Consider the following 25,505-nt stretch of genomic DNA (forward strand, 5'->3'; position numbering starts at 1 on the left):
GCGGGTTACAGCTCCTTGATCCGGATGTCGCGGTACGAGATGACGTCGGTGACGCCGTGCACCTGGAGCCCGATGTAACCGGAGGCGAACCGCCGGCCGTCGGTGCCCGGGTCGTCGCCCCGCGGCGGCTCGAAGAGCTGACCGCCGGTGTTGTCGAACTCGTTGATCAGGACACCGTTGCGGTAGATCTCGTAGTGCTGGTCCACCACCTTGATCTCGTAGTCGTTCCAGGTGCCCTTCGGGGTGACCCCGGCGCCGCCGAGCCCCACCCGGTCGAAGCCGTACACGGAGCCGGTCTTGTACATGTCGCCGTCCGGCCGGTCGTTGATCTGGATCTCATGGCCGTACTTGATGGCGACCCACTCCGGACGCGACTCCTCCGGGTGGTCGTGGACCTTCGGGAAGCGGACGAAGACCCCGCCGTTGGCGTTGCCGCCGCCGGGGGCGTCGTCCCGCCACTGGAGCTTGAGCGAGTAGTCGCCGTAGGCCCGGTTCGGCAGCCACAGCATGCCCATCCCGCCCACCGTGGTGGAGCTGGTGATGGAGCCCTCCTCCTCGTTCAGCTCGAACTTGCCGCCGCCCACGTGGCTCCACTTGGCGAGCGAGGCCGCCGTGCCGTCGAAGAGCTTGGTGTAGCCCTCGGACTGGCCCGGCTTCCCGATGCCCGACTGCTTGGCGGCCTGGTTGATCGCCCGGCGCTCGCGCTGGTCGATGACGCCGTCGGCCTTCAGCTGGTCGAGCACCTTCGTCACGTGCTTGAGGAACAGCGCGTGGGAGGACCAGTCCTTCTCGTCCTCGATCAGCTCGTTGATCGTGCAGCGGTTGCGGGTGATCCGGTTCGGCACGCCCGTGTCGACCGTGCCGACGAAGACGGTGTGCCGCTCGTCGAACTCCGCGCAGTTCGGCGCGGGGACCCCGCCGCCCTGGGCGATGGTGAACGACACCTTCTTCGCCTCGGAGGTGTTGCCCGCCTTGTCGGTCGCCCGGTGGGCGATGGAGTGGTGGCCGACCCGGTCGACGATCACCGGGGTGGTGTACGCGAGGTAGGGACCGCCGTCGAGGCTGTACTCGACCTTGTCCACGCCCGAGTCGTCGTCGGTCGCCGAGACGGTGGCCTTGGCGCTGGTGATGAACGCGCCGTCGCTGTTCTTGTCGCCCTCGACCTTCACCGAGGTCTCCGGAGCCGTCCGGTCCTGCGACGGCGGCTCGACCACGGTGAAGTCGACGGCCTTCTCGTCCGCCACGTTGCCCGACCGGTCGGTGGCCCGGTAGCGGACCTGGTGCTCGCCCACCTCGTGGACCATCACCGGTGCGGTGTACGGCTTCCACTCACCGGCCGCGCCGAGCGCGTACTCGATGGTGTTGACGCCGGACCCGGTGTCGGACGCGGTCACGGTGACCGTGGCCATCCCCAGGTACGCGCCCGCGTCGTCCTTCTCGCCCGAGACGGTCGCCGAGGTCTCCGGCGGCGTCTCGTCGTCGGTCGGCGGCGCGGCGACCGCGAAGTCGACGGACTTCTCCGCCGCCACGTTGCCCGCCTTGTCGGTGGCCCGGTAGCGGACCGTGTGGTCGCCGACCTCGTTCACCACGACGGGCGCGGTGTAGGGCTGCCACTCGCCGTCCGCCCCGAGGGCGAACTCGACGGTGTCGACGCCGGAGCCCGCGTCGGTGGCCTCGATGCCCACCGTGGCCTGGCCGATGTACGCGCCGTCACCGTTCTGGTCGCCGTCGACCTTCGCCGAGGTCGCGGGGGCCTCGGTGTCCTCGCCGCTGCCCTCGGTGACGGTCAGGATGCCCTGCATCATGCCGTGGCCGGGGATCGTGCAGTGGTAGAAGTACCGGCCGGGCGACAGCGTGACCTCCACGCTGTGCTTGCCGCCCTCGGCGTCGCCCGGGTTGGCCAGGATGTTCAGCTGGACGTCGTTGTTGAACTCCGGGTCCGACACGCTGAACGTCAGCGTGTGCGGCATGCTCGTCGTGTTCCCGGTGGCCGTGCTGTTCTCGAAGACGATGGTCGCCTTGCCGGCCACCGCCGTCTTCGGCGCGGACAGATAGCGGTCGATCGGGTCGCCCGCGGTCCAGGTCAGCACCTGGTCGGCGGCGGCCGCCCGGGGAGCGTCGTCCCCCTTGCCGTACGCGGCCGTCGAGGTCAGTCCGAGGACCATCAGGAGGGAGGCCAGCAGGGCCACCCAGAAGCTCGGCGGACGGTGCCGTCCGCGTGCGAGGTGCGGTCGAGGTCTCACTTCGCTGCCGCCTTTCCGACGAGATCCTTGGCGGCCGGGGTCGCGGCGCCGCCCTTGTACGCCACGCGCCACAGCGCGGACTTGGGGTCGGAGGTGAAGAAGCCGCGCCCGTAGTCCAGGACGTACAGCGAGCCGTCCGGCGCGAACTTCCAGTCCATCAGGTTGCGGATGCCGTCCGCCCCGACCGGGATGATCTTCTTCAACGACTCGGCGTGCGTGGGCAGTCCGCCCTTGCCGACCGTCTTCGGGTCGGTGAGCACGGCGTGCCGGGGCTGGGTGTCGTCGTAGAAGTCGCCGACGAACCACTTGCCGTCCCAGTAGGCGGGCCACTTGGCGGTGGACCCGCTCTGCGCGTCGTAGCGGTAGAGCGGGCCGTTCATCGTGGCCTGCCCGCCGCCCTTGAGCCAGGGGAGCAGTTGCTTGCCCTCCTCCGCCTTGTAGCTCGGTACGCCGTTCTCGTCGCGCGGGTAGTCGACCCCGCCGCCCTGCGGGGAGTACCAGATGGTGTTCGGGGTCACCGGCGGGATCTTGACCAGGCCGTCGTTGTGCGGCGACTCGTTCTTCGGCGCGTCGCAGTCGTACCAGCCCAGCGGCTTGCTCGGGTCGGGCAGATTACGGTCCCGGTAGGGCTGGTTGTTGCCCATGCAGTACGGCCAGCCGTGGTTGCCCGCCTTGGTGATCGCGGCGAACGTGTCGTACTTCGCCGGACCCCAGGTGGTGGACGGGGCGCCCGCGTCGGGGCCGACCCAGCCCGCGTACAGCGTGTCCGTCGCGGCGTCGATCGAGATCCGGGCCGGGTTGCGCACGCCCATCACGTAGATCTCGCCGCGGGTCTTGCCGCCGCCCTCGTCCGGCTCCTCCCCGGTGAAGAGGTTGCCGGACGGCAGGGTGTACGTGCCGTCGTCCTCCGGGTGGATCCGCAGGATCTTCCCGTTGAGGTTGTTGGTGTTGCCGGCGGTGCGCCGCGCGTCGGCGAAGCCGACGCCCTTGTAGTTCGGCTCCGGGTTGTTGCCGGAGTAACCACCGCTGAAACCGGAGGAGTTGTTGTCACCGGTCGCGATGTACAGGTTGTCCTTCGAGTCCCACGCCATGCCGCCGCCCGCGTGGCAGCAGCTGTTGATCTGCACCGGCCAGCCGAGCAGCACCTTCTCCGAGGCCAGGTCCAGCTTGCCGGTCGCGGAGTCGAAGGTGAAGCGGGAGACCTGGCGGGTCGCCATGCGCTTGTCGCGGTCGATCTTCGCGTGCGGGGTGTAGTGCAGGTACACCCACCCGTTGGACGCGAAGTCCGGGTCCAGCTCGATGCCGAGCAAACCCTCCTCGACCTTGACCAGTTCGTCCCCGCCGCCCTTGTTGCCGAAGACGTCCAGCGCACCCGCCAGGGTGACCTTCTTCGTCTTCGGGTCGTAGACGTGGATCTCGCCCTTGCCCTTGCCGATGTCCGGGTCGTTCCAGTCGATGACGACCGGTGCGGAGCTGTCGGCCCCGCCGCGCCCGATGTAGAACACGCGGCCGTCCGGCGCCGTCACCAGACCGTGCGGCTCGCCGATCTGGTCGTTCTGGCCCGGCTGGTTGGGCTGGGTCAGGCGCTCGGCGGTGTAGTTGGAGGTGATCGTCGCCTTGCAGTCCGCCTGCGAGGTCCGGTTCGTCCAGGCGAGCGCGCCGCGCAGATGGTCGCGGAAGTCGGTCTCCGCGAAGCTGTCCGCCGTGCCGCCCATCGCTGTGTAGAAGGACCGGCCGCCGTCGTAGTCGCGACACCAGGAGACCGGGTGGTCCCAGCCGTTGGCGCTCGCGCCCGGCTTGTACGTCAACTCCCGCACCCGCGCCACGGTGTGCACCTCGCCGGACGGGTTCTTCGTCCAGTTCAGCCACTTGTCGGGGCGCTTCCACTCCAGCGGCAGGTTCTTGGTGGCCGGGTGGACCCGGTCGCCGATCTCCACGGTCGCCCGCTGCGCGGACGCCGGGCTGTTCGCCGCGGGACGCGCTCCGACCAGTCCGGTGAACCAGTCCGAGTACGGTTCGGTCCGCGCCGCGTCATGGATGCCGAGGAAACCGCCGCCCGCCTCCATGTAGGCCTCCAGGCCCGCTTCCTGCTCCGGGTCGAGGACGTCGCCCCCGCCGGTCAGGAAGACGACGGCGTGGAAGGAGCCGAGCCGCTTGCCGTTGGTGAAGACCTTCGGGTCGGCCGTGGCCACGGTGGTGAACCGGCCGGCCTCCGGGCCGCTCAGCCCGATCTTCTCGATCGCCGCGATCCCGGCGTCCGTGTACGGCGCCTCGTCGGCGGCCGACGCGTGGAAGACCAGTACCTTCACCTGCTTCGCGGCGCCCGGCGGAGACGGCAGGGACAACGTTGTCGCCATCTTCTCCACCAGGGCCCGGTCCGGCGACGTGTCCGCGCTGGCCGGGCCGCCGCTGCCCAGCATGGACGCGGTCAGTGCGCCGGCCGCCACGGCCGCCGCGAGGCCGCGTCGTGATCTGGACCGGTGATGTGATGCGCGCTGCATGTGGTCACCCACCCCTCTCTGGTCACTGCACCTCTCGGTGACTGTGGCTTGCTCACTCTTCGTCAGTACCTCTTGATTCACTGCGACAGCGCACGAAGCTAGACCTCTTTTCGCGGTCCGCCAATAGCTATGGCAGCAATCGTGTGAACTTTGTCCTGGGTGTGGATAAACGAGGATGCCCCGGCTACGGTGTGGCCCGTTCCGGGATCCCGTGAGCGCCGTTCCGTTTCGGCGGCATCGCCAGTCCTCTGTATCGCAGTGGGGAGTTCGACATGGACCGAAGGACCTTCAGCCGGCGGATGCTGGTCGGTGGCGCAGCCGCGGCCGCGACCGGGGTGACATCGTTGTCGCTCGGGGCGGTGGAGGCCAGCTCGGCCGAGAATCCGCCGCGTACGGCCCCGGCGGGCGGTGTGGTGCGCCGCCTGAAGATGTACGCCGAGAAGCTGCCGAACGGCGAGCTGGGCTACGGCTTCGAGAAGGGCAAGGCCTCGATCCCCGGCCCCCTCATCGAGCTGAACGAGGGCGACACGGTCCACATCGAGTTCGAGAACCTCACCGACGTCGACGCCAGCCTCCACGTCCACGGCGTCGACTACGACATCGCCAACGACGGCACCCGGATGAACAAGAGCCACGTCGAGCCCGGCGGCACCCGTACGTACACCTGGCGCACCCACGCCCCGGGCCGCCGCAAGGACGGCACCTACGAGCCGGGCAGCGCCGGCTACTGGCACTACCACGACCACGTCGTCGGCACGGACCACGGCACCGGCGGCATCCGCAAGGGGCTGTACGGGCCGGTCGTCGTGCGCCGCAAGGGCGACATCCTGCCCGACCAGACCTGCACGGTCGTCTTCAACGACATGATGATCAACAACAAGACGGCCCACAACAGCGTCAACTTCGAGGCCACGGTGGGTGACCGGCTCGAATTCGTGATGATCACGCACGGTGAGTACTACCACACCTTCCATATCCACGGTCACCGCTGGGCGGACAACCGGACCGGCATCCTCACCGGCCCCGACGACCCGAGCCGGGTCGTCGACAACAAGATCTGCGGCCCCGCGGACTCCTTCGGCCTCCAGATCATCGCGGGCGAACGCGTGGGCGCGGGCGCGTGGATGTACCACTGTCACGTCCAGAGCCACTCCGACATGGGGATGGCCGGGCTCCTGCTGGTCAAGAAGGCGGACGGCACCATTCCGGGCTACGAACCCCACCACGTGGCGGGCGGCGCGGAGAAGAAGGCCGGGACGAAGGACGCCGGCAAGGGCGCCGGCAAGGACGCCGGCAGGGGTGCCGACAAGGACGCTGCGAAGAGCGCCGGGGAGCACCAGCACTGACCCCGTCCGTTCCTCCGTCCGTCACGGGGCCCGCGGAGGGGGCGGGCCCGGTCACGGGCGGCGGGCGGGCGCGGTCACGGGCGGCGGGCGTCGTCCGCGAGTCGCCGCTGCTCCTCCTCGACGATGCGCCGGGCCAGTTCGGCGTCGGAGACGTCCACCGCGTCCGGGGTGGTCTCCGCGAGGTCGCTGCGCCGGGCGTACGCGTCGAAGAGCCGGTCCTTGCGGGCCAGCAGCTCCACCAGGCGCTGGTCGACGCTGTCCGTGGCCAGCAGCCGGTGCACCTGGACCGGACGCACCTGGCCCATCCGGTGCGCGCGGGCGACCGCCTGGTGCTCCAGGGTGGGTTTGATCTGCGGCTCGCACAGGATGACCACGGAGGCGGCCTGCATGTTCAGGCCGGTGCCCCCGGCCTGGATCTGGCTGAGCAGCACCGCGTGCCCGTCCACGGCGGAGAAGGCGTCGACCAGCTCCTGCCGCCGGGCCGGCGGGACGCTCCCGGAGAGCGGCCCGAAGGCGTCCGGGCCCAGGGCTTCGCCGACCGTCGCGAGGACCTCGCGGAAGTAGGAGAAGACGACCACCTTCAGGCCGGTCTCCCGCGCCTCGTCGACCAGTTCGCGCAACCGCCCCAGCTTGGCGGAGGACCCGGGCGCGGCGTAGGCGGCGCGGCGCATCCGCATGAACCGCCCGGAGGCGACCGCCTCCCGGTAGGCGGCCCGGTCCTCGCAGCCGAACTCCTCCCACTCGTCCACCTGCACCAGCGCCGGGAGTTCGGCCAGCACGTCGACCTGGTTGCGACGCAGATAGGCGGGCGCCACGGCCCGGCGGAAGGCCCGCGAACCGGCGGCGCCGTGCGTGCCGCTGACCGACGGCGCGAGTTCGGGGCGCAGTTGGCGCACCAGGCTGCGGAACTCCTCGACCCGGTTCTCCATCGGGGTGCCCGTCAGGAACAGCACCCGCTCCACGTGCTCCGCCCAGCCGGCTACCGCCCGCGACCGGCGGGCCGCGGGGTTCTTCACGAAGTGGGCCTCGTCCACGACGAGCATCCCGGGCCGCACCGGGGCCGCCGCCCCGGGGAGCAGGTGCAGCGCGTCGAACGTGGTCACCGCCACCCCGCCGTTCTCCCGCCAGTCCGCGAACGCCTCGCTCCGCTCCGCACCGTGCACCGGCACGGCGCGCAGGGTGGAACGCGCCCGGATCTCCCGGGTCCAGTTGATCAGCACGCTCGCCGGGCAGACCACGAGGAAGTGGCTCTCGCCGTGGGCGGCGAGATGGGCGAGCGCCGCGATGGCCTGCACGGTCTTGCCGAGCCCCATCTCGTCCCCGATGACGACCCGCTTCTGCGCCAGCGCGAAGCGCGCCCCGAACGCCTGGTAGCCGCGCAGGGACACCCGCAGGTGCGTGTCGTCCAGACGGAGCGCGCGTACCCGGTCCGCGATCCCGGCGGGCAGGAACCCCTCGGCGGCGTCCCGGTCCGGGCCCGTGCCGGACAGCTCGGCGAGCAGGCTGTAGTACTCGGCGGACCGCAGCTCGAAGTCCACCCAGGCCGCGGCGGGCGACGCCGGTGACCGCAGCAGGTCGGCCGACGCCTGCGCGAAGAGCACCGGCAGCTCCCGCTCCACGGCGTCCGCCACGGCCGCGTGCACCGAGCCGACGGCCTCGCGGGCCCGCGCCCGCGCCTCCCGGCCCGTGAACAGCATGCGCAGCCGGCTCCCGGCCGGTGCGGCCGCCGCCACCGGGGGGCCGAGCCGCTCGGCGAGCCTGCGGGCCGCGTCCACCGCCCGCCGCGCGTCCACCCCCGCCTCGGCCAGCCGGTGCAGGGCGACGACCAGCGCGGTGGTGGCGTCGTCCGGGGCGTCCACGTCGATCCGCACCGAGACGGTGTCCCGCACGGCGTGGGCGATCTGCGCGGCGGCGGCCAGCGCCTGGTCGGCGGTGTGCGCGCCGACGCCGGGGAGCTGCCGGAGCTGGTAGCGGTTCGTGCCGTGGACCTGCCCGACCGTGCCGAACCCGGCCTGTTCCAGCGCCCCGAGACGCAGCCGCCCCTCGGTGACGTCCTTGAGCCGGGAGACGGGGATGGCGGCCAGCTCCCGGTCCACCAGGGAGTCGAGCAGCGGATCGAGCACGGCACGCACGGCGTCCACGGCGTTCTTCCGGTCCGCCGGCACGGCGCGGGCGCTCTCCAGGAGCCGCTCCGCCCGCGCGAGCAGCTCCCGGACCGCGCCGCCCGTCGGCACCGGGCTCGCGGTGGCCCCGTGGGCGAATGCCCCGAGGGCCGTGCCGCCCGCCGCCCCGCTCTGCTTCATGTGCGTCCTTCTGCTCCCGGAGGGTGCCTCACCGCTCCGGGACCGGTGTCTCATCGCCCCGGGACCCGCTCCGCCAGGCTTTCCCGCCATCGTGCCACGCCCCGCCGACAGGCTCCGGTCCCGCTCCGCCGAGCCCCGCCGTGACGGCCGCGCGGAACGTCGGGCGGCGGGCGGCAGGCGGCGCTACGGTCCGGCGGGCGGGCGGCGTTCGGCGGGGGAGAGCAGCAGCACCTCCAGGGCGCGGGCGCAGGAGCGGGCCTCGGCCAGCAGCCACTCGGTGCGCTCGGGGGTGATCACCTCCGGTGTGGCCCGTACGGCGAGGGCGAAGCGGGCGTGCCCCGCACCGTCGAGCACCGGCACCGCCAGGGTCCGCACCCCGAGCGCCGACTCACCGTCGTTCAGGGCGTACGCGTCGGCCCGCACGCGCGCCAACTCCCGCTCCAGAGCCACGGGATCGACGATGGTGCGCTCGGTGAAGGCGGGCAGGGGCGGCAGCGAGCCGGGGCCGCCCTCGCCCGGTCGGGCCCAGGCCAGCAGCACCTTGCCCAGCGCCGTGGAGTGCAGCGGCCTGCGCAGCCCCACCTTCGGGGTGACGGAGCCGCCGGCCACGATCACCGCGTGCGGACCGCCGCGCAGCGCGAGGTCCGCCGTCGCGCCGGTCCGCTCCGCCAGGTCGGCCAGCTCCGGCGCGGCCAGATGCAGCCCGCGCTGGTGGTACGACAGCCGGCCCAGCTCGGTCACGGCGGGGCCGAGGCGGTAGCGCGACGTGCGCGGGTCCTGCTCCAGGAAGCCGGCGGCGAGCAGGGTCCGGGCGAGCCGGTGGGCGGTGGACACCGGCAGCCCGAGGCGGCGGGCCAGGTCGGACGCGCTGAGGTCGGGGCCGTTGTCGTGGAAACAGTGCAGGACGTCGAGGGCCCTCCGGACCGCCTGGGCGCCGCCCGGGGCGCGTGCTGCCGCGGTCTCGGTCATATCGGTTCACTCTCCGCTCGTGACGTGACGTGAGGGGCGCTCCATCGTTGCCACATTACGGGAGCGGTGATGAGCCTCATCCCTCATGGGAAACACGCTGTTCACATGGAATCCCATATCATGGGAAGCGAGTTGTCGGCCCGTCCGGATCCGTGGCAGGCTTCGGCCATCCCCACCGACGAGCGGAAAGGAGCCGTGGACCATGTTCGGACGCACCGTCGTGCCGTCAGCCTCCGCCCCCGGCGTCCCGGTGCCGCTCGCTCTCACCGCGCGCCGCCACATAGACCTGGCCCGCGTCTCCAGCGCCGCCTGTCGCTGACCGTCACCGCACACCGCACGCAGCGCCCCCGGCCTCCGGCCCGGCCCCGTCCGACACCCCGGGTCCGGTTCGGACCGACGTTCCGGTCCCGGTCCCGGTCCCGTTCCACGTTCCGGTAACCCCGGCCGATCCGCGGCACGCTCCGCCCCCTGTGTCCGTGCGTACCGTCCCCTCGCCGCGCACCACCCCGTGTCCCGCCCTCCGCGTCCCGCTTCCACGGGCGTACCGGAGTGAGCGGAGTCACCGGGGCCGAACGGGGCGTACGCGGCAGCAGCGCACCGCATCTCCCCCTTCATCCCTCACGCCTCACGCCTCACCCCTCGCCGTTCACCGGCCTCCGCCCGACCGCCCGCTCAGCCGAACCTCCCGGGAAGACACCTCCATGACGCATGCCGCCGTCCTGCCCCGCACCCTCTGGTTCACCCGTTGTCCCGTGCCCACGGCCACCGGCATCGCCGCCGACCGGCGGTGGCTCACCGACGAGTTCGCCCGGGACGGCATCGCGGTCCGCTCCCTCCAGGACGCCGAACCCGACGCCGACCCGGCCGCGCACTACACCCACGCCCTGCCCGGCCTCTTCCGCGAGGGCGGCAACGTCCCCGCCCTCTGGGCGCGTTCACGCGGCGAGCGGACCCGGCTCGTCGGCCTCACCTGGATCGAGGAGCGCCAGAGCATCCTGGTCGCCCCCGGTTCCGGCCTGCGCGGAGCCGCCGCGCTGCGCGGAGCGCGGATCGCCCTCCCGGTCCACCCCATCGCCATCGACTTCTGGCGGGCCATGGCCCTGAGAGGCTTCGAGGGGGCACTCGCCTCCGCGGGCCTCGGCCTCGCGGACGCCGTCCCGGTCGACGTGCCGGCCGACGGCTCCCGGGAGCAGTGGTCGGCCGAACTGGCCGCACTGCGCCGGGGAGACGTCGACGCGGTGTACGTCAAGGGAGCCCTCGCCGTCGAAGCGGCCCGCCGGGCCGGCGCGGAGGTGGCCGTCGACCTCGACGACCTGCCCGACCCCGCCTTCCGGATCAACAACGGCACACCCAGGCCCATCACCGTCCACCAGGACCTCCTGGACGAACACCCCGGCCTCGTCGACCGCTTCCTGGCCGTCCTGCTCAGGGCCGCCGACTGGGCCGCCGACCGGCCGGACGAGGTCGACCGGATCCTCGGCGCCGAGACCGGGGCCGGGGCCGAAGGGGTCGCGGGCGCCTACCTCCCCGGCACCCACCGCACCCTCCACCCCGACCTCTCGCCGCGCCGCCTCGCCCTGCTCGCCGCACAGGAGAAGGCCCTGCGCGCCCACGGCTTCCTCCCCGAGGCCGTGGACATCGACTCCTGGGCCGACCCCGCACCGCTCCGCCGCGCCGCCGCGCTGAACGGCACGCCCGTACTCCCGCCACCCGTCACTCCCTGACCCCGAGGACCACCGCCATGACGGTCACCCGACCACTCCGTACCACCGCTCCGGCCGCCCTGCTCACGGCCACCGCACTCCTCGCACTGACGGCCTGCGGCACCTCCGAGGCGGACAGCGCCGGCGCCGACGGTTCCGGCAGGACCGTCGAGGTGCGCATCCCGGACCCCGGCAACTCCGGCGTCCTCGCCCTCGGCAAGAAGGACGGCAGCCTGGACAAGGCGCTGGGCAAGGTCGGCGCGAAGGTGAAATGGACCGGCAGCGCCGGGCCCTTCGCCCCGGCGGCCCAGGCGATGAACGCCGACCAGCTGGACATCGCCACCGGTTCCATCACCTCCGGCATCACCTCCCTCGCGCAGCGCCCCGGCTTCCGGTTCTTCACCGCGGTCGACCCGGACGCCGCGGGCGAGGGCATCCTCGTCCGCGACGGCTCCGGCATCGCATCCGTCTCCGACCTGGTGGGGAAGAAGGTCGCCGTCAACCAGGGCGGCACCGGCGAGTACCTGCTGCTCAAGGCGCTGGCCAAGGCGAAGATCCCGGCGGAGAAGGTGGAGCGGGTCTACCTCCGGCCCGACCAGACCGCCGCCGTCCTCAACGCCGGACAGGTCGACGCCTGGGCCGTCTGGGCCACCTACGCGGTCGCCGAGATCGGCGGCGGCAAGGCGCACTTCGTCGCCGACGGCGCGGCCATCGGCTCCGACAACTACAGCCTCAACGCCGTGCGTACGGGCTTCGCCGAGCAGCATCCCGAGATCGTCCGGGCCCTCTACGACTACCTCCACGAAGCCAGCGCCAAGGAGAAGAAGGACCCCGCCGCCTACCTCAACGTCTTCACGGACGTAGGTCCGACCGCCGTCACCGGCAGGGCGAAGGAGGTCCAGATCGAGTTCACCGCACAGGGCGGCACGATCGACCCGATCGGCCCCGAGGACATCGCCCGATTCGAAGCGGTCGCCGCCTTCTACGCCGAACAGAAGGTCACCAAGGAGAAGGTCGACGTGGCGGCCCACCTCCTCGACGTGGAGAAGCTGACATGAGCGTGACCCCGGCAGCCGGCACGGGCAGCCCGCCCCGCGAGGACGCCGCCGGCACCACCGGCGCTCCGCCCCCCGGCCTCGTCGCCCCGCGCCCGCAACTGCGCAGACCCCGGAGCCGTCCCTACGCCGTCACGGTCCGGGCGCTCGGCCCGGTGGTCCTGCTCGCCCTGTGGTGGGCGGCCTCCGCGACCGGGCTGCTGACCGCCGACGTCCTGGCCTCACCGGCGGAGGTGTTCCGCGCGGTGGGGGAGCTGTGGGGCAACGGGCAACTGCCCGACGCCCTCACCACCTCGCTGACCCGCTCCGGCCTCGGTCTGATCATCGGCCTCGCCGCCGGCCTCGCACTCGGCATCGTCACCGGATTCACCCGGCTCGGCGACGAACTCCTCGACTCCTCCCTCCAGACCCTGCGCACCATCCCCTTCCTCTCCCTCGTCCCGCTGTTCATGGTCTGGTTCGGCATCAACGAGACCGCGAAGATCCTCCTCATCGCCGTCGCCACCACCTTCCCCATGTACGTCTCCACCTCCAGCGGCGTCCGCACCACCGACCCGAAGCTGATCGAGGCGATGCGCTCGTTCGGGATGAGCCGGCTCGGCATCGTCCGCGAAGTCGTCCTGCCCGGCGCGCTGCCCTCGCTCCTCGCCGGGCTGCGGCTCTCCATGACGCTCAGCGTCATCGCCCTCATCGCCGCCGAGGAGATCAACGCCACCGCGGGCATCGGCTACCTGATGTCCCAGGCCCAGAGCTACGCCCGCACCGACATCCTCGCCGTCTGCATCCTCGTGTACGGACTCCTCGGCCTCACCGCCGACATCCTCGTCCGGCTCCTGGAACGCGCGCTGATGCCGTGGCGCACCCCGCAAGGAGCCCGCCGATGACCGGCGACAGGAAACAGGCCACCGCCGTACGGGTACGGGGGCTGCGCCGGGTCTTCGGCCGCCGCGCCGTGCTCGACGGGCTCGAACTCGACATCGCTCGTGGGGAGTTCGTCGCACTCCTCGGCGCCAGCGGCAGCGGCAAGACGACGCTCCTGCGCATCCTCGGGGCGCTGGACGGGGCCGACGGGGGAGAGGTGCTGGTGCCCGAGAGCCGCACGATCGTCTTCCAGGAACCCCGCCTCGTACCGTCCAAGAAGGTCCTTGCCAACGTGACTGTCGCCCTGCCCGGGTCCCGGACGCCGGACGGGCTCCGGGCGCTCGCGGAAGTGGGCCTGCAAGGGCACGCCGAGGCCTGGCCCGCCACCCTCTCCGGCGGCGAGGCCCAGCGGGTCGCCCTCGCCCGCGCCCTGGTGCGGGAGCCCGAACTACTGCTGCTGGACGAGCCGTTCGCCTCGCTGGACGCGCTGACCCGGCTGAAGATGCACGACCTGGTCGACGAACTGTGCCGCAGGCACCGCCCCGCCGTGCTCCTGGTCACCCATGACGTCGACGAGGCCGTACGGCTCGCCGACCGGGTGGCCGTCCTGCGCGACGGACGGCTCGTCACCGACGAGCGCGTCGCCGTCGACCGCCCCCGCGACCCCGGGGACCCGGCCTTCGCCGCACTGCGCCGCCGCCTCCTGGACGACCTCGGCGTCCCCGCCGCGCCGGGAGCCGCCACCGGGCCCACCACCGGGCCCGCCACCACACCCGCCCCGCTCTCCGTCGGAGTGATCTGAATGACCGTCACCATCGGTGTCCACGCCAGCAACCCGTCCCTCTACCACCTCTACCACCTGACCCGGCACGGCTTCGCCCAGCAGGAGCTGGAGCCCCTCGGGGAGAGCGTCGCCTTCCACCCGTACAGCAACGGCGTCCGCACCGGGGAGCTGCTCAGCCGGGGCGTCATCGACTTCGGCGGAACCGGCTCCACCCCGCCCGTCACCGCCCAGGCCGAGGGTCACGACCTCGTCTACACCGCCGTCTCCGCCCCCCGCCCCGAGCACGGCGCCCTGCTGGTCCCCGAGGACAGCCCCCTGCGGACGGCCGCCGACCTCAAGGGCGCGAGGGTCCACCTGGCGATCGGCTCCTGGCAGACGCACCTGATCGCCAAGGCGCTCGACGACGCCGGACTCTCCTACGCCGACGACATCACCGCCGAACGCTCCACCGAGGACAGCGAACAGCTCCTGCGCACCGGAGCCGTCGCCGCCTGGGTCGCGCAGGGACCGCAGCTCGCCGCAGCCCGCCGCACCGGCGGGCTGCGCACCCTGATCCGTACCGGCGACGTCATCACCGACCGCTCGGTGTTCTTCACCCGGCGCGACCTCGCCGAACAGCGGCCCGAGATCATCGAGGCCCTCACCCGCGCGCTCCGGCGGGCCGACGACTGGGCCGCCGCCCACCCCCGCGACGCCGCGCGGATCGCCTCCGCCGACCTCGGCGGCAGGGTCGACGACTGGGAGAGCGCCCTGACCGCACTGCCGTGGCGGATCGAGGAGGTCGGCGACGCCTTCCTCGCCGAACAGCAGGAGGCCGCCGACATCTTCCACCGCACCGGCTTCATCGAGCGCCCGGTCACCGTGGCGGACGCCGTCGCCCGCACGGCCGGCAGCCCCGCGAAGGCGGGCTGAGGACATGGCCACCGAAGTCCTCTGGTACATCATCCCGCGCGAAGGCGCCTACCCCTGGGAGCCGGCCGGCCGGCGCCCCGTCGACCTCGGCTATCTCAGCAGGCTCGCCGGAACCGTCGAACAGCTCGGCTACAGCGGTGCGTTGCTCGCCACCGACCTCTACGACGTATGGCCGCTCGGCAGCGCGCTGGCCGCGTCCACCAGCACCCGGTTCAAGCCGCTGCTCGCCGTCCACCCCGGCCTGGTCTCCCCGACCCTGCTCGCCAAGATGGCCCTCAGCTTCGACACCCTCTTCGGCGGGCGGCTCCGCTTCAACGTCGTCAACGGGTCCACCAAGTCCCTCCAGGAGTACGGGCTCCACGTCGAGCACGACGAACGGTACGAGCTGAGCGCCGAGTACTGGTCGATCGTGAAACGGCTCACCGCCGGCGAGGTGTTCGACCACCGGGGCCGCTTCTACGACCTGAGGGACGCGGGCGCGTCCTTCCGCGAGCTGAAGCCCGTCCAGGACCCGCACATCCCGCTCTGGTTCGGCGGCTCCTCCGACCCCGGCATCGAGATGGCCGCCGAACACGTCGACGTCTTCCTCACCTGGGGCGAGCCGCCGCACCTGCTGAAGGAGAAGCTGGAGCGGGTCAGGGCACGGGCCGCCGCCCACGGGCGCACCCTGCGCGTCGGACTGCGGCTGCACCTCATCGTCCGCGACACCGAGGACGCGGCCTGGGCGGCGGCCGACCGGCTGCTGGACGTCACCAGCGAGGCCACGTACGCCCGGCAGCTCGGAGACCGGGCGGGCGAGGACGGCGTCGGCTGGCAGCGGCAGTTCCGCCAGCACGGCGGCAGGGTGCCCGCCCGCGCACGGGAGCTGGAGGTCCACCCCAACATGTGGCCGGGCATGAGCCTCTTCCGCCCCGGTCCCGGCACGGCGGTCGTGGGCTCCACCGCCCAGGTCGTCGAACGCCTGCGGGAATTCCAGGACTTGGGCGTCGACACCTTCATCCTGTCGGGCAACCCCCTGCTGGAGGAGGCCTACCGCGTCGCCGAGACCGTGCTCCCGTCCCTCGACGTACAGCGCTGAAGGACCACGCCCGACGGCCGGGACGACGCAGCCGGACGCAGCGCCCGGCTGCCGGACGACGCGCCGGTCCAACGCTTCGCCCCGGCCCCCCGGTGCTGTCTACGCTGAGCCGTATGACAGCGGCGGTCACCACCGGCCCAGGCTCCCACCGGACCGCCCGGAGCCGGGGCCACTCGGCGCCGCCGGTGGATCGCACCCCGGTCGGCCCCGCGCGGACTGCGGTCGTCGGTGCCCGGTGCCAGACTCGGAACGAGAGGAACCACCCGGCAGCACAGGACGAGCAGGACCACCCGGATCCACTGAGGAGCACGTCATGATCAGCCCCACCTTCCTCGACGGAGCGCCCAACTGGGTCGATCTCGGCACCCCCGACCTCGACGCGGCCGCCGCCTTCTACCGGGAGCTGTTCGGGTGGGGCCTGGTCCCCGGCGGCCCCGAGGTCGGCGGCTACGGAATGCTCACCCTGGGCGGCCGCAACGTCGGCGGTGTGATGACGGTGCCGGAGGAGGAAGCGCCGAGCGCCTGGTCGGTCTCCTTCCAGTCGCCCGACATCGCCGCCACCGCCGCGGCGGTGGAGCGGGCGGGCGGCGCCGCCGCGTTCGAGCCGATGGACGTCCTGGACTTCGGCAGCATGGGCGGCTTCACGGACTCGGCCGGAGCGTACTTCGGCGCCTGGCAGCCGAAGGAGCACCCCGGCTTCGGCGTGGTCCAGGAGCCCGGCTCGTTCCTCTGGGCCGAGCTGTACACCTCCGACGTCCCGGCGGCGGCGGCGTTCTTCGGAACCGTCTTCGGGTGGGGGACCGACCAGCTGACGGTGGAGGGCACCGACTACACCTACACGACCGTCCACCCGGCCGGCGCCGGCCCGGACGCGTCGTTCGGCGGCCTGGTCCGGATGGGCGACGTCCCGTCCGAGGCCGCCCGCGGTCCGCACTGGCTGCCGTATTTCGCCGTGGCCGACGTGGACGCCACGGTGGCCGCGGCGAAGCGGCTCGGCGGCACGGAGACCCTGGCCGCCATGGACGTGCCCGGCGTCGGCACGATGGCCAACATCGCCGATCCGTACGGCGCGACCTTCGCGGTCATGAGGCCCGAGCCGAGGCAGTAACCACGGGCGGAGCCCGCCCGCGCCCCGGTGGTTCCGGCGACCACTCCACGGCCGCCCCCGCAGCGGATTGATGAATCGTTGATCAGTCGTTTATCGCCGGGGTGCACCGTGTCCACCATGCTGATCAACACCGTGACCGACGACGCGCTCGCCTGGCAGGAGACCGCGTTGTGCGCTCAGGCCGGGCCCGAGTTCTTCTTCCCGGCACCGGGCAGTTCGACCCGCGAGGCCAAGCAGCTGTGCAACGCCTGCGAAGGCCGACTGGCCTGCCTGGAGTACGCACTCACCAACGACGAGCGGTTCGGCGTCTGGGGCGGGCTGTCGGAGAAGGAGCGCGAGCGGCTGCGCAGAGAAGGCCGCGACCGGGCCTGAACGCCGGGTCGGACGTCGGCCTCCGGCCCCCCGGGGCGCCCGTGCGGATCACGCCGGGCTCACGAACGAGGTCCGGGCTGACGTGAACGAGAGGCCCGGCCGCACTCACGCACCGTAAACCTCTGGGGTGTTCGGGGCGGGACCGGCACAATCGGGCCATGACCGACGCACCGCCCCTCGTCCTCGCCGCCGCCCTGCTCGACGCCCTCGAACCGCTGCCCCATACCGGGCGCATGAGGGAACTGGCGGTCAGAGCGCGTCGGCTGGCCGCCCAGGGGTCGCTGCGCGCCGTCCTGGACGAACTGGAGGACGGCGATCCGTACGAGCGCCGGATCGCGGTCATCGCCGCCGCGGTCGGCCGGGACGCCGAGTGGATCGGAGCGCGTCTCGCCGACGAGGACGCCGTCGTGCGCGGGCACGCCCTGCGCGCGGCGCGGACACTCCGGGTGCCCGACACGGCGTACGAGAGCGCCTTCGCCGACGCGTCCGCGGCCGTGCGCCGCCAGCTCGCGCGGGCGATCGTCGCCGACCGCCGCACCGCGCTCGCCGACCGCCTGGTGCTCGACGGGCGCGCCACCCGCGGCGACATCGAGGCGGCCCGCCTGCTGCCCGGATGCTCGGCCACGACGGTAAGGGAGCTGCTGCCCGAACTGCGACGCTCGACAGCCTGCTGGTCCTCGCTCGGCCACCACCACCCCGGACCGGTCCTGGACTCCGCCGAGGAGGAGCTGTCCGGCCTCCCCGCGGCGGCCCGGGACGCCTGGTGGCACGGGTACGGACACCCCCGGGGCCTCGCCGCCGCGACCCGGGCCCTTCCGCACCGGGTGCTCGACCTCCTCGAACGGTTCGGCCCCACCCGGCTCCCGGCCGTGCTGCACGGCTCGCTCGGGCACCTCGTCGCCGCCGACCCGGTCGGGCTCGCCCGCCTCGCCATCGGGCCGGACGGCTGCGCGCGGCTGCTCCACGCACTCAGCGGGACCCAGCTGCGCCGCCTCGTCCGCGCCCTGCCCGACACCCTGCTCGTCGAACTGGGCCGCAGCGTCCCGGACCCGACGGGCCCGGGGCGGATCCTCCGCGCCCTGCCGCCCGGCCGTCGTGCCGCGTTCCACGAGGCGGTCACCGGGAACAGGGGCGGGGAGGCATCGACCGTCTCCGTCGACACCGGGCTCCTGGACGCACTGCCCCGCAACCGGGTCGCGGCCGTGGCCCGGCGTGCGGCGGACCGGGCCCGTGTCCGCGGTGACGACGCAGCCGTCCTCGACGCCGTGTCGCACCTCCCCTTCGACGAGGGACGCGAACAGCTCCTGGCCGCCACCCGCCGGCCCGCCGCCGACGACCGCGCCAGGGCCTGGGCGCTGCTCGTCGGCAGCGCGGGCCGCTCCGGCGACCCGGCCCCCGTCGCCGCCGTGCTGGAGGACCTGCTGCGGCTGCGCAACGAACAGGACCCCGTCCGCTCCGCCGCACTCACCGCCCTGGCCGGGGTGCGGCCCGCCCTCCTCACCGACGCCGTGGAACCGCTGCTCGACCGCATCGCCGCCGACGCCGTGGAGGCCCGTGACTCCTCCCCGGCCACCCGCTCCGCCCTCGGCTCCCTGGCCGTCGGTGCGCTGCGCGAACACGCGGTGACCGGACAGCGCGACCTGCTCAACTGGGCGCTGCGCACCCTGGTCCGGATCACCGGCACCAGCGGCAGCGCCGACTTCGGCCGGCTCGACCGGACCTTGCGCCGGGGCCAGGAACACACCGTCCTCGACGCGCTGCGGCCCTGGCTGGAAGCGGGCGCGCAACGCTCCGACTACGGCCTCGTCCTCGCCCTGGCCCGTGCCGTGGGCCGTCGCGCCGACGCCATGCCCGGCCTCCAGGACCTGCTGTGGCAGGCCGTGAACTACGGGGACGCCGCGGCCGCCCGCAGCGCCGCCGCCCTCTGGCTCCAGTCTCCCGAGGGCCGGGACGAGCGGGTCGAATCGCTGCTCGCCCGGCACCCCTCGGCCATCGCGCTCCCCGACGTCCGGCGCGTCGTGACCCACCGGCGGACGGACCTGCTGGAGGCGTACCTCGACGGGACACCGCCCCGGGGCCGGTTCCTCCCGCCCGGAGCGCCCTGGGCCGTCGAGGTCGCCGGGGCCGAGCGCTGGACGCCCCGTCAGCAGCGGGCCGCACAGCGCGCGGTGGAGCAGACGATCACGGACGAGCGGCTGCCGCTGTATCTGCGCACCGCCGCCCTGGCGCAGCTCGCCGGGATACCCGGGCGGGGCGCCGACGCCGTACGCGCCTGGACCGACGACCGGGACGTGGTGCTCGCGGAGGCCGCGCTCGCCGCGCTCGCCCACACCGACCGGCCCGCCGATTCGCTGCCCGAACTGCTCGCCCACGCGGGCGACGACCGGGCGCGCGTCGCGGTGTACACGGCGGGCCGCGCCGCCGCGCACACCCGGCCCTCCCGGCTGGCCCCTCTGCTCGCCGCCCGCACGGGCCCCGGCACCGGCAAGGTGACGAGCCGCAAGGAGATGGTGCGCCTGGCCGCCGCCCTGCTGCCCCGCGCCGAGGCGGCCGGTCTTCTCGCCGACGCGTACGGGCAGCCCGGCCAGCACCTCGACGTGCGGGCCGCCTGTGTGGCCGCCGGTACGCCGCTGCTCACCGACGTCCGCGTGTGGGGGATGACCGAGGACGCGGCGGGCGGCGAACGCGCGCTGCGGGTGGCGGTGGCGCGGGCGCACCCGACGGAGCTGGACCCCGTCCTGCGGCCGCGGTACGCCCGGCTGATCCAGGACGTGTGCCGCACCGACGACGACACGCTGGCCGCCCTCGCCCACACCGCGCTGGTCCCCTGGCTGCCCTGGGCCCCGCACGCGGCGGCTGTCCTGGTCGACGCGGTCACCGACCTGGACCGGCGGGGGAGGTGGCGTCCGGCCGCCGACGCCCTCGTGGACGCTGCCCTGACCACGCCGGAGGCGGTCGGGGCGCTGAACCGCGCCCTGTCGCTGCTGGCCACCGGCGAGACCGCCGACGACGCCGGGGTGGAGCGCGACCGGCCCGCCCGCCGGCGGCTCGGCCATCTGGCCCGGACGCTGTCGCTGCGGGCCGGTCCGAACAACCGGCCCGCCTCGGCGGTGCTCGCCACCGCGGGCCGTACCCTGGCCGCCCACCGGGACCTCGTGCCGGACGCCGTCGCCCTGCTCGCGCGCTCCCTGGACCTGGCGGGGGACCCGGACACCCTGCACACCGAACTGGTCGCGCTGGCGGCGCTGCACGCAGGCCGCCCCGCACTCGCCGCCAGGACCGCCGCCACGGTCGGCAGGCGGGTCGTCGGATACCGGGGTGCGGAGACCGGCGACCCGGACACTCTGCTGCTCGTCGTCGCACGGCTGGCGGGGACGGGCGATCCGGCCGAGGGGCTCCTCGCCGCGGAACTGACCGTGGCGTGCGGCCTGCGCACCGGCTGGACCGGGCCCTGGCGCACCCAGCTGCGGATGCTCCGCCAGCACACCTCGGACGACGTACGCGACGTGGCGTACGCCGAGGCGACCGCCGAGGAGTGACAGCCACGGTCGGGGAGCGACAGTCCTGCCCCCCCGACCCGGGGCTCCTGACGGATCAGCCGGGTCCGGACGGTCGGGACGGGTCAGGCGCGGCCGCGCGCCGCCATCCGGGCCTTGCGGGTGGCGAGCTTCTCGTCGAACTTCGACGCCTCGCTGTCCAGCCCGCCCATGTACAGACCGAGCTCCTCCTGTGCCTTCGCGCCCTCCGGGCCGAGCCCGTCGATGTCCATGACCTTCAGGAAGCGCAGCACGGGCTGGATCACGTCGTCGTGGTGGATGCGCATGTTGTAGATCTCGCCGATCGCCATCTGCGCGGCGGCCCGCTCGAAGCCCGGCATGCCGTGTCCGGGCATCCGGAAGTTGACGACGACGTCGCGCACGGCCTGCATGGTCAGGTCCGGGGCCAGCTCGAAGGCGGCGCCCAGGAGATTGCGGTAGAAGACCATGTGGAGGTTCTCGTCGGTCGCGATGCGGGCCAGCATCCGGTCGCAGACGGGGTCGCCGGACTGGTGGCCGGTGTTGCGGTGCGAGACGCGGGTGGCCAGCTCCTGGAAGGCGACGTACGCGACGGAGTGCAGCATCGAGTGCCGGTTGTCCGACTCGAAGCCCTCCGCCATGTGCGCCATGCGGAACTGCTCCAGCTTGTCCGGGTCGACGGCGCGCGAGGTGAGCAGGTAGTCGCGCATCACGATGCCGTGGCGGCCCTCCTCGGCGGTCCAGCGGTGCACCCAGGTGCCCCAGGCGCCGTCGCGGCCGAACAGGGAGGCGATCTCGTGGTGGTAGCTGGGGAGGTTGTCCTCGGTGAGGAGGTTCACCACGAGGGCGATCTTGCCGATGTCGGTGACCTTGGACTGGTCGGCCGACCACGCCTCGCCGTCCTCGAAGATCCCGGGGAAGTTCCGGCCGTCGGAGAAGGGGACGTACTCGTGGGGCATCCAGTCCTTGGCGACCTTGAGATGGCGGTTGAGTTCCTTCTCCACCACCTCTTCCAGCGCGTACAGCAGTTGGGCGTCGGTCCACGCCTTCGAACTGCCGAGGTGGGGAGAGGTGATCGTCACGGGGAGCTCCTGGGGACGGGAGAATTACCTACGGCTTCGTAGGTTACGTGACCGTAGGTTAAGGCGACCGTAAGTCCAAAACCAAGCCTGTCCCCGGGAGCGCCTGGATACGCGGAGTCATATGGCCAGGTGAAGGTGGGTGCGAGAGCCTTCGCGGGGCGCTTTCGGGACCCTTCCTGGGCCCTGGCGAGGGCCCCTCCGAGGCCCGTCTCACCGCTCCGGAACAGGTCGCTCCACCGCTGTGTCCGCAGGCCCGGCCACCCCCGCGTCCCGCCGCAGATACCGTCCCGTGACGGACGTCGGATGCGCGAGCAGATCCGCCGGCGTTCCCTCGAAGACCAGCTGCCCGCCGCCCTTGCCGCCGTCCGGACCGAGGTCGATCACCCAGTCCGCCCGTTTGACCACGTCCAGGTTGTGCTCCACGCAGATCACCGTGTTCCCCGCGTCGACCAGCCGGTCCAGCAGCTCCACCAGCGTGCCCGTGTCCGCCAGGTGCAGCCCGGTCGTCGGCTCGTCCAGCACGTACACGCTGGAGGTGCGGTGCAGTTGGGTGGCGAGCTTGATCCGCTGACGCTCGCCGCCCGACAGGGAGGAGAGCGGCTGCCCCAGGGTGAGATAGGTGAGACCGACCGCGTCGAGGGTGCGCAGCTTCCGCAGCAGCACCGGATCCTCGAACAGCCCGGCCGCCCGCGCCGCCGTCATGTCCAGGACGTCCACGATCGACCGGCCGCCGACCCGGTGCTTCAGGACGTCGTCATGGAAGCGGCGGCCCTCGCACTCCGGGCACGTCGTGGTGATCGGATCCATGAACGCCAGGTCCGTCGAGATCTCGCCGCGACCCGAGCAACCCGCGCAGGCCCCGGCGGAGTTGAAGCTGAACAGTCCCGCGTCCACGCCGTTCTCCCGGGCGAACGCCTTGCGGATGGCGTCCAGCGCGCCGACGTACGAGGCGGGGGTGGAGCGTGACGAGGCCGTGATCGCGCTCTGGTCGATCACCACCGCCTCCGGGTGCGCCGCCGTGAACACCCGCGACACCAGGGTCGACTTCCCGGATCCCGCCACCCCCGTCACCGCGGTCAGCACCCCGGCGGGGAACGACACGTCCAGGCCCTTGAGGTTGTGCAGGTCGGCCCCGTGCACCGGGAGCCGGCCGGTGGGGGAGCGGACGGACTCCTTGAGCGGGGTGCGGGCACGCAACGACCGGCCGGTGAGCGTGTCGGCCTCGCGCAGCCGCTCGAAGGTCCCCTCGAAGACGATGTGACCGCCGTCCGCCCCGGCCCGCGGCCCCATGTCGACGACATGGTCGGCGACGGCCATCACGTCCGGGTCGTGCTCGACGACCAGCACTGTGTTGCCCTTGTCGCGCAGCCGCACCAGCAGATCGCCCAGCCGCCCGACGTCGCGCGGATGCAGGCCGACGCTGGGCTCGTCGAAGACGAACGTCAGCCCCGTCAGCGAACTGCCCAGGTGCCGCACCATCTTGAGCCGCTGGCCCTCGCCCCCCGACAGGGTCGTGGTCTCCCGGTCCAGGCTCAGATACCCGAGCCCGATGCCGACCAGCCGCTCCAGCCGTTCCCGGGCCGCGGCGGCGATGGGCCCGCCGACCGGATCGACGATCCGGGCCAGGACGCCGACGAGTTCGGAGACCTCCATCCGCCCGTAGTCGGCGGGCGACAGTCCGTCGATCCGGGTGGCGAGCGCCGCCGCGTTCAGCCGTGCCCCGCCGCAGGCCCCGCACACCCGCTCCACGGTGAACCGGGCGGCCGCCTCGCGCCGCTTCTCGGACAGCGAGGCGGTGTCGCGCTTGAGGTACAGCCGCTCGAACCGCGTCACGACCCCCTCGAACTTCATGTCGGCCGAGCCGGTCCGCATGTCGATGCGGACGCTGAAACCCGAACCGTGCAGCAGGGTCCGCAGCTCCTCCTCGCCGAACTCGGACAGGGGCAGATCGTTGTCGAACCGCCCCGAACCCCCGTACAGATTCCACTCCCAGCTGCCCACCGTCAGGCCCGGCAGCAGCAGCGCCCCCTCGTTCAGCGACTTCGACCGGTCGATCGCCCGGTCGAGGTCGAGCTGGACCGTGCGCCCCACCCCGTCGCACTCCGGGCACATCCCGCCGGGGTCGTTGAACGAGTACGCGGTCGCCCCGCCCGCGCTCGGGGTCCCGCACCGGGAGAACAGCACCCGGAGCACCGACCAGATGTCGGTCGCCGTGCCCACCGTGGAGCGGACGTTGCCGCCCAGCGGCTTCTGGTCGATCACGATGGCCACCGACAGGTCCTCGACGGACTCGACGTGCGGCCGCTCGTACTTCGGCAGCCGGTTGCGGAGGAACGAGGTGAAGGTCTCGTTCAGCTGCCGCTGCGACTCCACGGCGATCGTGTCGAAGACGACCGACGACTTGCCCGAACCGGACACGCCGGTGAAGACGGTGATGCGGCCCTTGGGGATCCGGAGGGAGACGTCGCGCAGATTGTTCTCGCGCGCGCCGGTGATGACGATGTCGCGGTGGGCGGAGCCAGGGGCGGCGTACGGCTGCGCGTCGTGCGCGTCGTGCGCGTCGTGCTCGGGGAGCTGGGGGAAGCGATCCATGAGCGCGACGCTAGGCGGGATACCCGACAGCTTCTGTCCCCTTTTTCCGGGGGACTTTTTGGAGGGCGATCCGAAGTCATCCGTCCGCGGCCGCGCTCATCAGACGGGCACGGGAGCGCGCCCAGACGTCTCCCAGTTCGAAGGACTCGGCGTCCCAGGTGGTCGAGGTCAGCCGGCCCCGGCCGCGGTAGGCCCCCATGATCTCCACGTGCGGCGGCCAGCCGACGAAACCGCGCAGGGCCCGGTGATCGCGCCAGACGGCCACGGCCCCGCACCGACGGCCGGTCCGCTCCGCCCACAGCCACATGCCGTGCGCCCCCTCCAGCTCCTGCCAGCCGGCGGACAGGCGGCGTGCCGCCCGGTGTATCCCGGGCAGATCCCTGCGTCTGCGGGGTGCGAAGTCGGTGATGCTGACCAGGACCGGGCCGGGCAGGCCGTCCAGCTGTCCGGCCGTCCAGGAGGACCTCAGGATTTTCGTAGGCATATGCAGATGATCTGCTTGCGCTTATCACCTGTCAACGCTTAGATTCGGCACCGTGAACGCCACCGCAGAGAACGAGCCCCGCCCCGACCTCGCCGCGATGGTCGTCCCCTTCGGCCGGGCGCTGCTGGCCGCCGAGCAACCCGTGCTGGACGCCCATGGGCTGAGCATGTGGGGATACGTGGTGCTGTCGGCCCTCGGTGAGGAGCCCCTGCGCACCCAGGCCGCACTGGCGGCCGCCATCAACGCCGACAAGACCCGCATCATCACCGTGCTGGACGACCTGGAGTCGCGCGACCTGCTCGTCCGCAGGCCCGACCCGGAGGACCGCCGGGCCCGACTGCTCTCCCTGACCCCCGAGGGCCGTCGGCTCCGGGACGTCGTGAGGGACGAGATCCAACGGGGCGAGGAGGTCTGGCTGGGGCGGCTGGCGGACCTCGACCGGGAGACCTTCCTGCGGAGCCTGCGCACGCTCTCCGACGCGATCCGCCGGAGCCCGGAAGGGTAGCCGCCCGCGCCACCCGGCTCCGTGCCCCGGCTCCACCGCCCCGCCGGTCTCAGCGGCCCTCGCGCACCGCCCGGGCCGTCGTGTCCCGCAGC

Annotated in this window: 19 protein-coding genes; 12 read left to right on the forward strand and 7 right to left on the reverse strand. The window is 72.8% G+C overall.

Annotated elements, in window-relative coordinates:
* Positions 1-5 precede the first annotated feature (5 nt).
* Together OG245_RS33305 and OG245_RS33310 are read right to left on the reverse strand one after the other, a co-directional pair.
* Complete coding sequence (locus OG245_RS33305; RefSeq protein WP_371628057.1) at positions 6-2,189, reverse strand: OmpL47-type beta-barrel domain-containing protein; 2,184 nt, start codon at positions 2,187-2,189, stop codon at positions 6-8.
* 50 nt (positions 2,190-2,239) lie between these two features.
* On the reverse strand, positions 2,240-4,744 hold the full coding sequence (locus OG245_RS33310) for a ThuA domain-containing protein (RefSeq protein WP_371627052.1): 2,505 nt from the start codon (positions 4,742-4,744) through the stop codon (positions 2,240-2,242).
* A 272-nt stretch (positions 4,745-5,016) separates the two neighbouring features.
* On the opposite strand from OG245_RS33310, the gene OG245_RS33315 reads away from it, so the two are divergent.
* On the forward strand, positions 5,017-6,090 hold the full coding sequence (locus OG245_RS33315) for a multicopper oxidase domain-containing protein (RefSeq protein WP_371627053.1): 1,074 nt from the start codon (positions 5,017-5,019) through the stop codon (positions 6,088-6,090).
* A gap of 74 nt (positions 6,091-6,164) precedes the next feature.
* Here OG245_RS33315 and OG245_RS33320 read toward each other — a convergent pair whose 3' ends face one another.
* Together OG245_RS33320 and OG245_RS33325 are read right to left on the reverse strand one after the other, a co-directional pair.
* A complete protein-coding gene (locus OG245_RS33320; protein WP_371627054.1) occupies positions 6,165-8,393 on the reverse strand; it encodes a DEAD/DEAH box helicase in 2,229 nt (742 codons plus the stop codon).
* A 183-nt stretch (positions 8,394-8,576) separates the two neighbouring features.
* The gene (locus tag OG245_RS33325; RefSeq protein WP_371627055.1) at positions 8,577-9,362 is read right to left on the reverse strand and encodes an IclR family transcriptional regulator; all 786 of its coding nucleotides are present in this window, start codon (positions 9,360-9,362) and stop codon (positions 8,577-8,579) included.
* A 202-nt stretch (positions 9,363-9,564) separates the two neighbouring features.
* Here OG245_RS33325 and OG245_RS33330 point away from each other — a divergent pair, with 202 nt between their 5' ends.
* The 10 genes from OG245_RS33330 to OG245_RS33375 all read left to right on the forward strand — a co-directional run bounded on the left by OG245_RS33330 (position 9,565) and on the right by OG245_RS33375 (position 20,774).
* On the forward strand, positions 9,565-9,681 hold the full coding sequence (locus tag OG245_RS33330) for a putative leader peptide (RefSeq protein ID WP_371627056.1): 117 nt from the start codon (positions 9,565-9,567) through the stop codon (positions 9,679-9,681).
* Positions 9,682-10,063: 382 nt separating this feature from the next.
* Entirely contained in the window at positions 10,064-11,086 is a 1,023-nt protein-coding gene (locus OG245_RS33335) for an ABC transporter substrate-binding protein (protein WP_371627057.1), read from the forward strand.
* 17 nt (positions 11,087-11,103) lie between these two features.
* Complete coding sequence (locus tag OG245_RS33340) at positions 11,104-12,123, forward strand: NrtA/SsuA/CpmA family ABC transporter substrate-binding protein (RefSeq protein ID WP_371627058.1); 1,020 nt, start codon at positions 11,104-11,106, stop codon at positions 12,121-12,123.
* On the forward strand, positions 12,120-13,004 hold the full coding sequence (locus tag OG245_RS33345) for an ABC transporter permease (RefSeq protein ID WP_371627059.1): 885 nt from the start codon (positions 12,120-12,122) through the stop codon (positions 13,002-13,004). Before OG245_RS33340 ends, OG245_RS33345 begins: the two co-directional genes overlap by 4 nt.
* Positions 13,001-13,783, forward strand: a complete 783-nt coding sequence (locus OG245_RS33350; protein ID WP_371627060.1) for an ABC transporter ATP-binding protein — start codon at positions 13,001-13,003, stop codon at positions 13,781-13,783. The genes OG245_RS33345 and OG245_RS33350 overlap by 4 nt, the downstream gene beginning before the upstream one ends.
* Positions 13,784-14,677, forward strand: coding sequence for an ABC transporter substrate-binding protein (locus tag OG245_RS33355; RefSeq protein WP_371627061.1), 894 nt, complete (start codon positions 13,784-13,786; stop codon positions 14,675-14,677).
* 4 nt (positions 14,678-14,681) lie between these two features.
* The gene (locus OG245_RS33360; RefSeq protein WP_371627062.1) at positions 14,682-15,755 is read left to right on the forward strand and encodes an LLM class flavin-dependent oxidoreductase; all 1,074 of its coding nucleotides are present in this window, start codon (positions 14,682-14,684) and stop codon (positions 15,753-15,755) included.
* Between the two features lie 313 nt (positions 15,756-16,068).
* Positions 16,069-16,863 carry a VOC family protein gene (locus tag OG245_RS33365; protein WP_371627063.1) on the forward strand — a complete coding sequence of 265 codons (795 nt, stop codon included), beginning with the start codon at positions 16,069-16,071 and terminating at the stop codon, positions 16,861-16,863.
* 117 nt (positions 16,864-16,980) lie between these two features.
* Positions 16,981-17,235, forward strand: coding sequence for a WhiB family transcriptional regulator (locus OG245_RS33370; RefSeq protein WP_371627064.1), 255 nt, complete (start codon positions 16,981-16,983; stop codon positions 17,233-17,235).
* Between the two features lie 158 nt (positions 17,236-17,393).
* On the forward strand, positions 17,394-20,774 hold the full coding sequence (locus OG245_RS33375) for a hypothetical protein (RefSeq protein ID WP_371627065.1): 3,381 nt from the start codon (positions 17,394-17,396) through the stop codon (positions 20,772-20,774).
* A gap of 83 nt (positions 20,775-20,857) precedes the next feature.
* Here OG245_RS33375 and OG245_RS33380 read toward each other — a convergent pair whose 3' ends face one another.
* The 3 genes from OG245_RS33380 to OG245_RS33390 all read right to left on the reverse strand — a co-directional run bounded on the left by OG245_RS33380 (position 20,858) and on the right by OG245_RS33390 (position 24,908).
* Positions 20,858-21,832 carry an acyl-ACP desaturase gene (locus OG245_RS33380; protein WP_371627066.1) on the reverse strand — a complete coding sequence of 325 codons (975 nt, stop codon included), beginning with the start codon at positions 21,830-21,832 and terminating at the stop codon, positions 20,858-20,860.
* A 210-nt stretch (positions 21,833-22,042) separates the two neighbouring features.
* Entirely contained in the window at positions 22,043-24,424 is a 2,382-nt protein-coding gene (locus tag OG245_RS33385; protein WP_371627067.1) for an ATP-binding cassette domain-containing protein, read from the reverse strand.
* A gap of 76 nt (positions 24,425-24,500) precedes the next feature.
* A complete protein-coding gene (locus OG245_RS33390) occupies positions 24,501-24,908 on the reverse strand; it encodes a hypothetical protein (RefSeq protein WP_371627068.1) in 408 nt (135 codons plus the stop codon).
* A gap of 52 nt (positions 24,909-24,960) precedes the next feature.
* Between OG245_RS33390 and OG245_RS33395 the strand changes: the two genes are divergently transcribed.
* On the forward strand, positions 24,961-25,413 hold the full coding sequence (locus tag OG245_RS33395; RefSeq protein ID WP_371627069.1) for a MarR family winged helix-turn-helix transcriptional regulator: 453 nt from the start codon (positions 24,961-24,963) through the stop codon (positions 25,411-25,413).
* Positions 25,414-25,505 lie beyond the last annotated feature (92 nt).

The organism is Streptomyces sp. NBC_01116, from assembly GCF_041435495.1.
GTDB lineage: Bacteria > Actinomycetota > Actinomycetes > Streptomycetales > Streptomycetaceae > Streptomyces.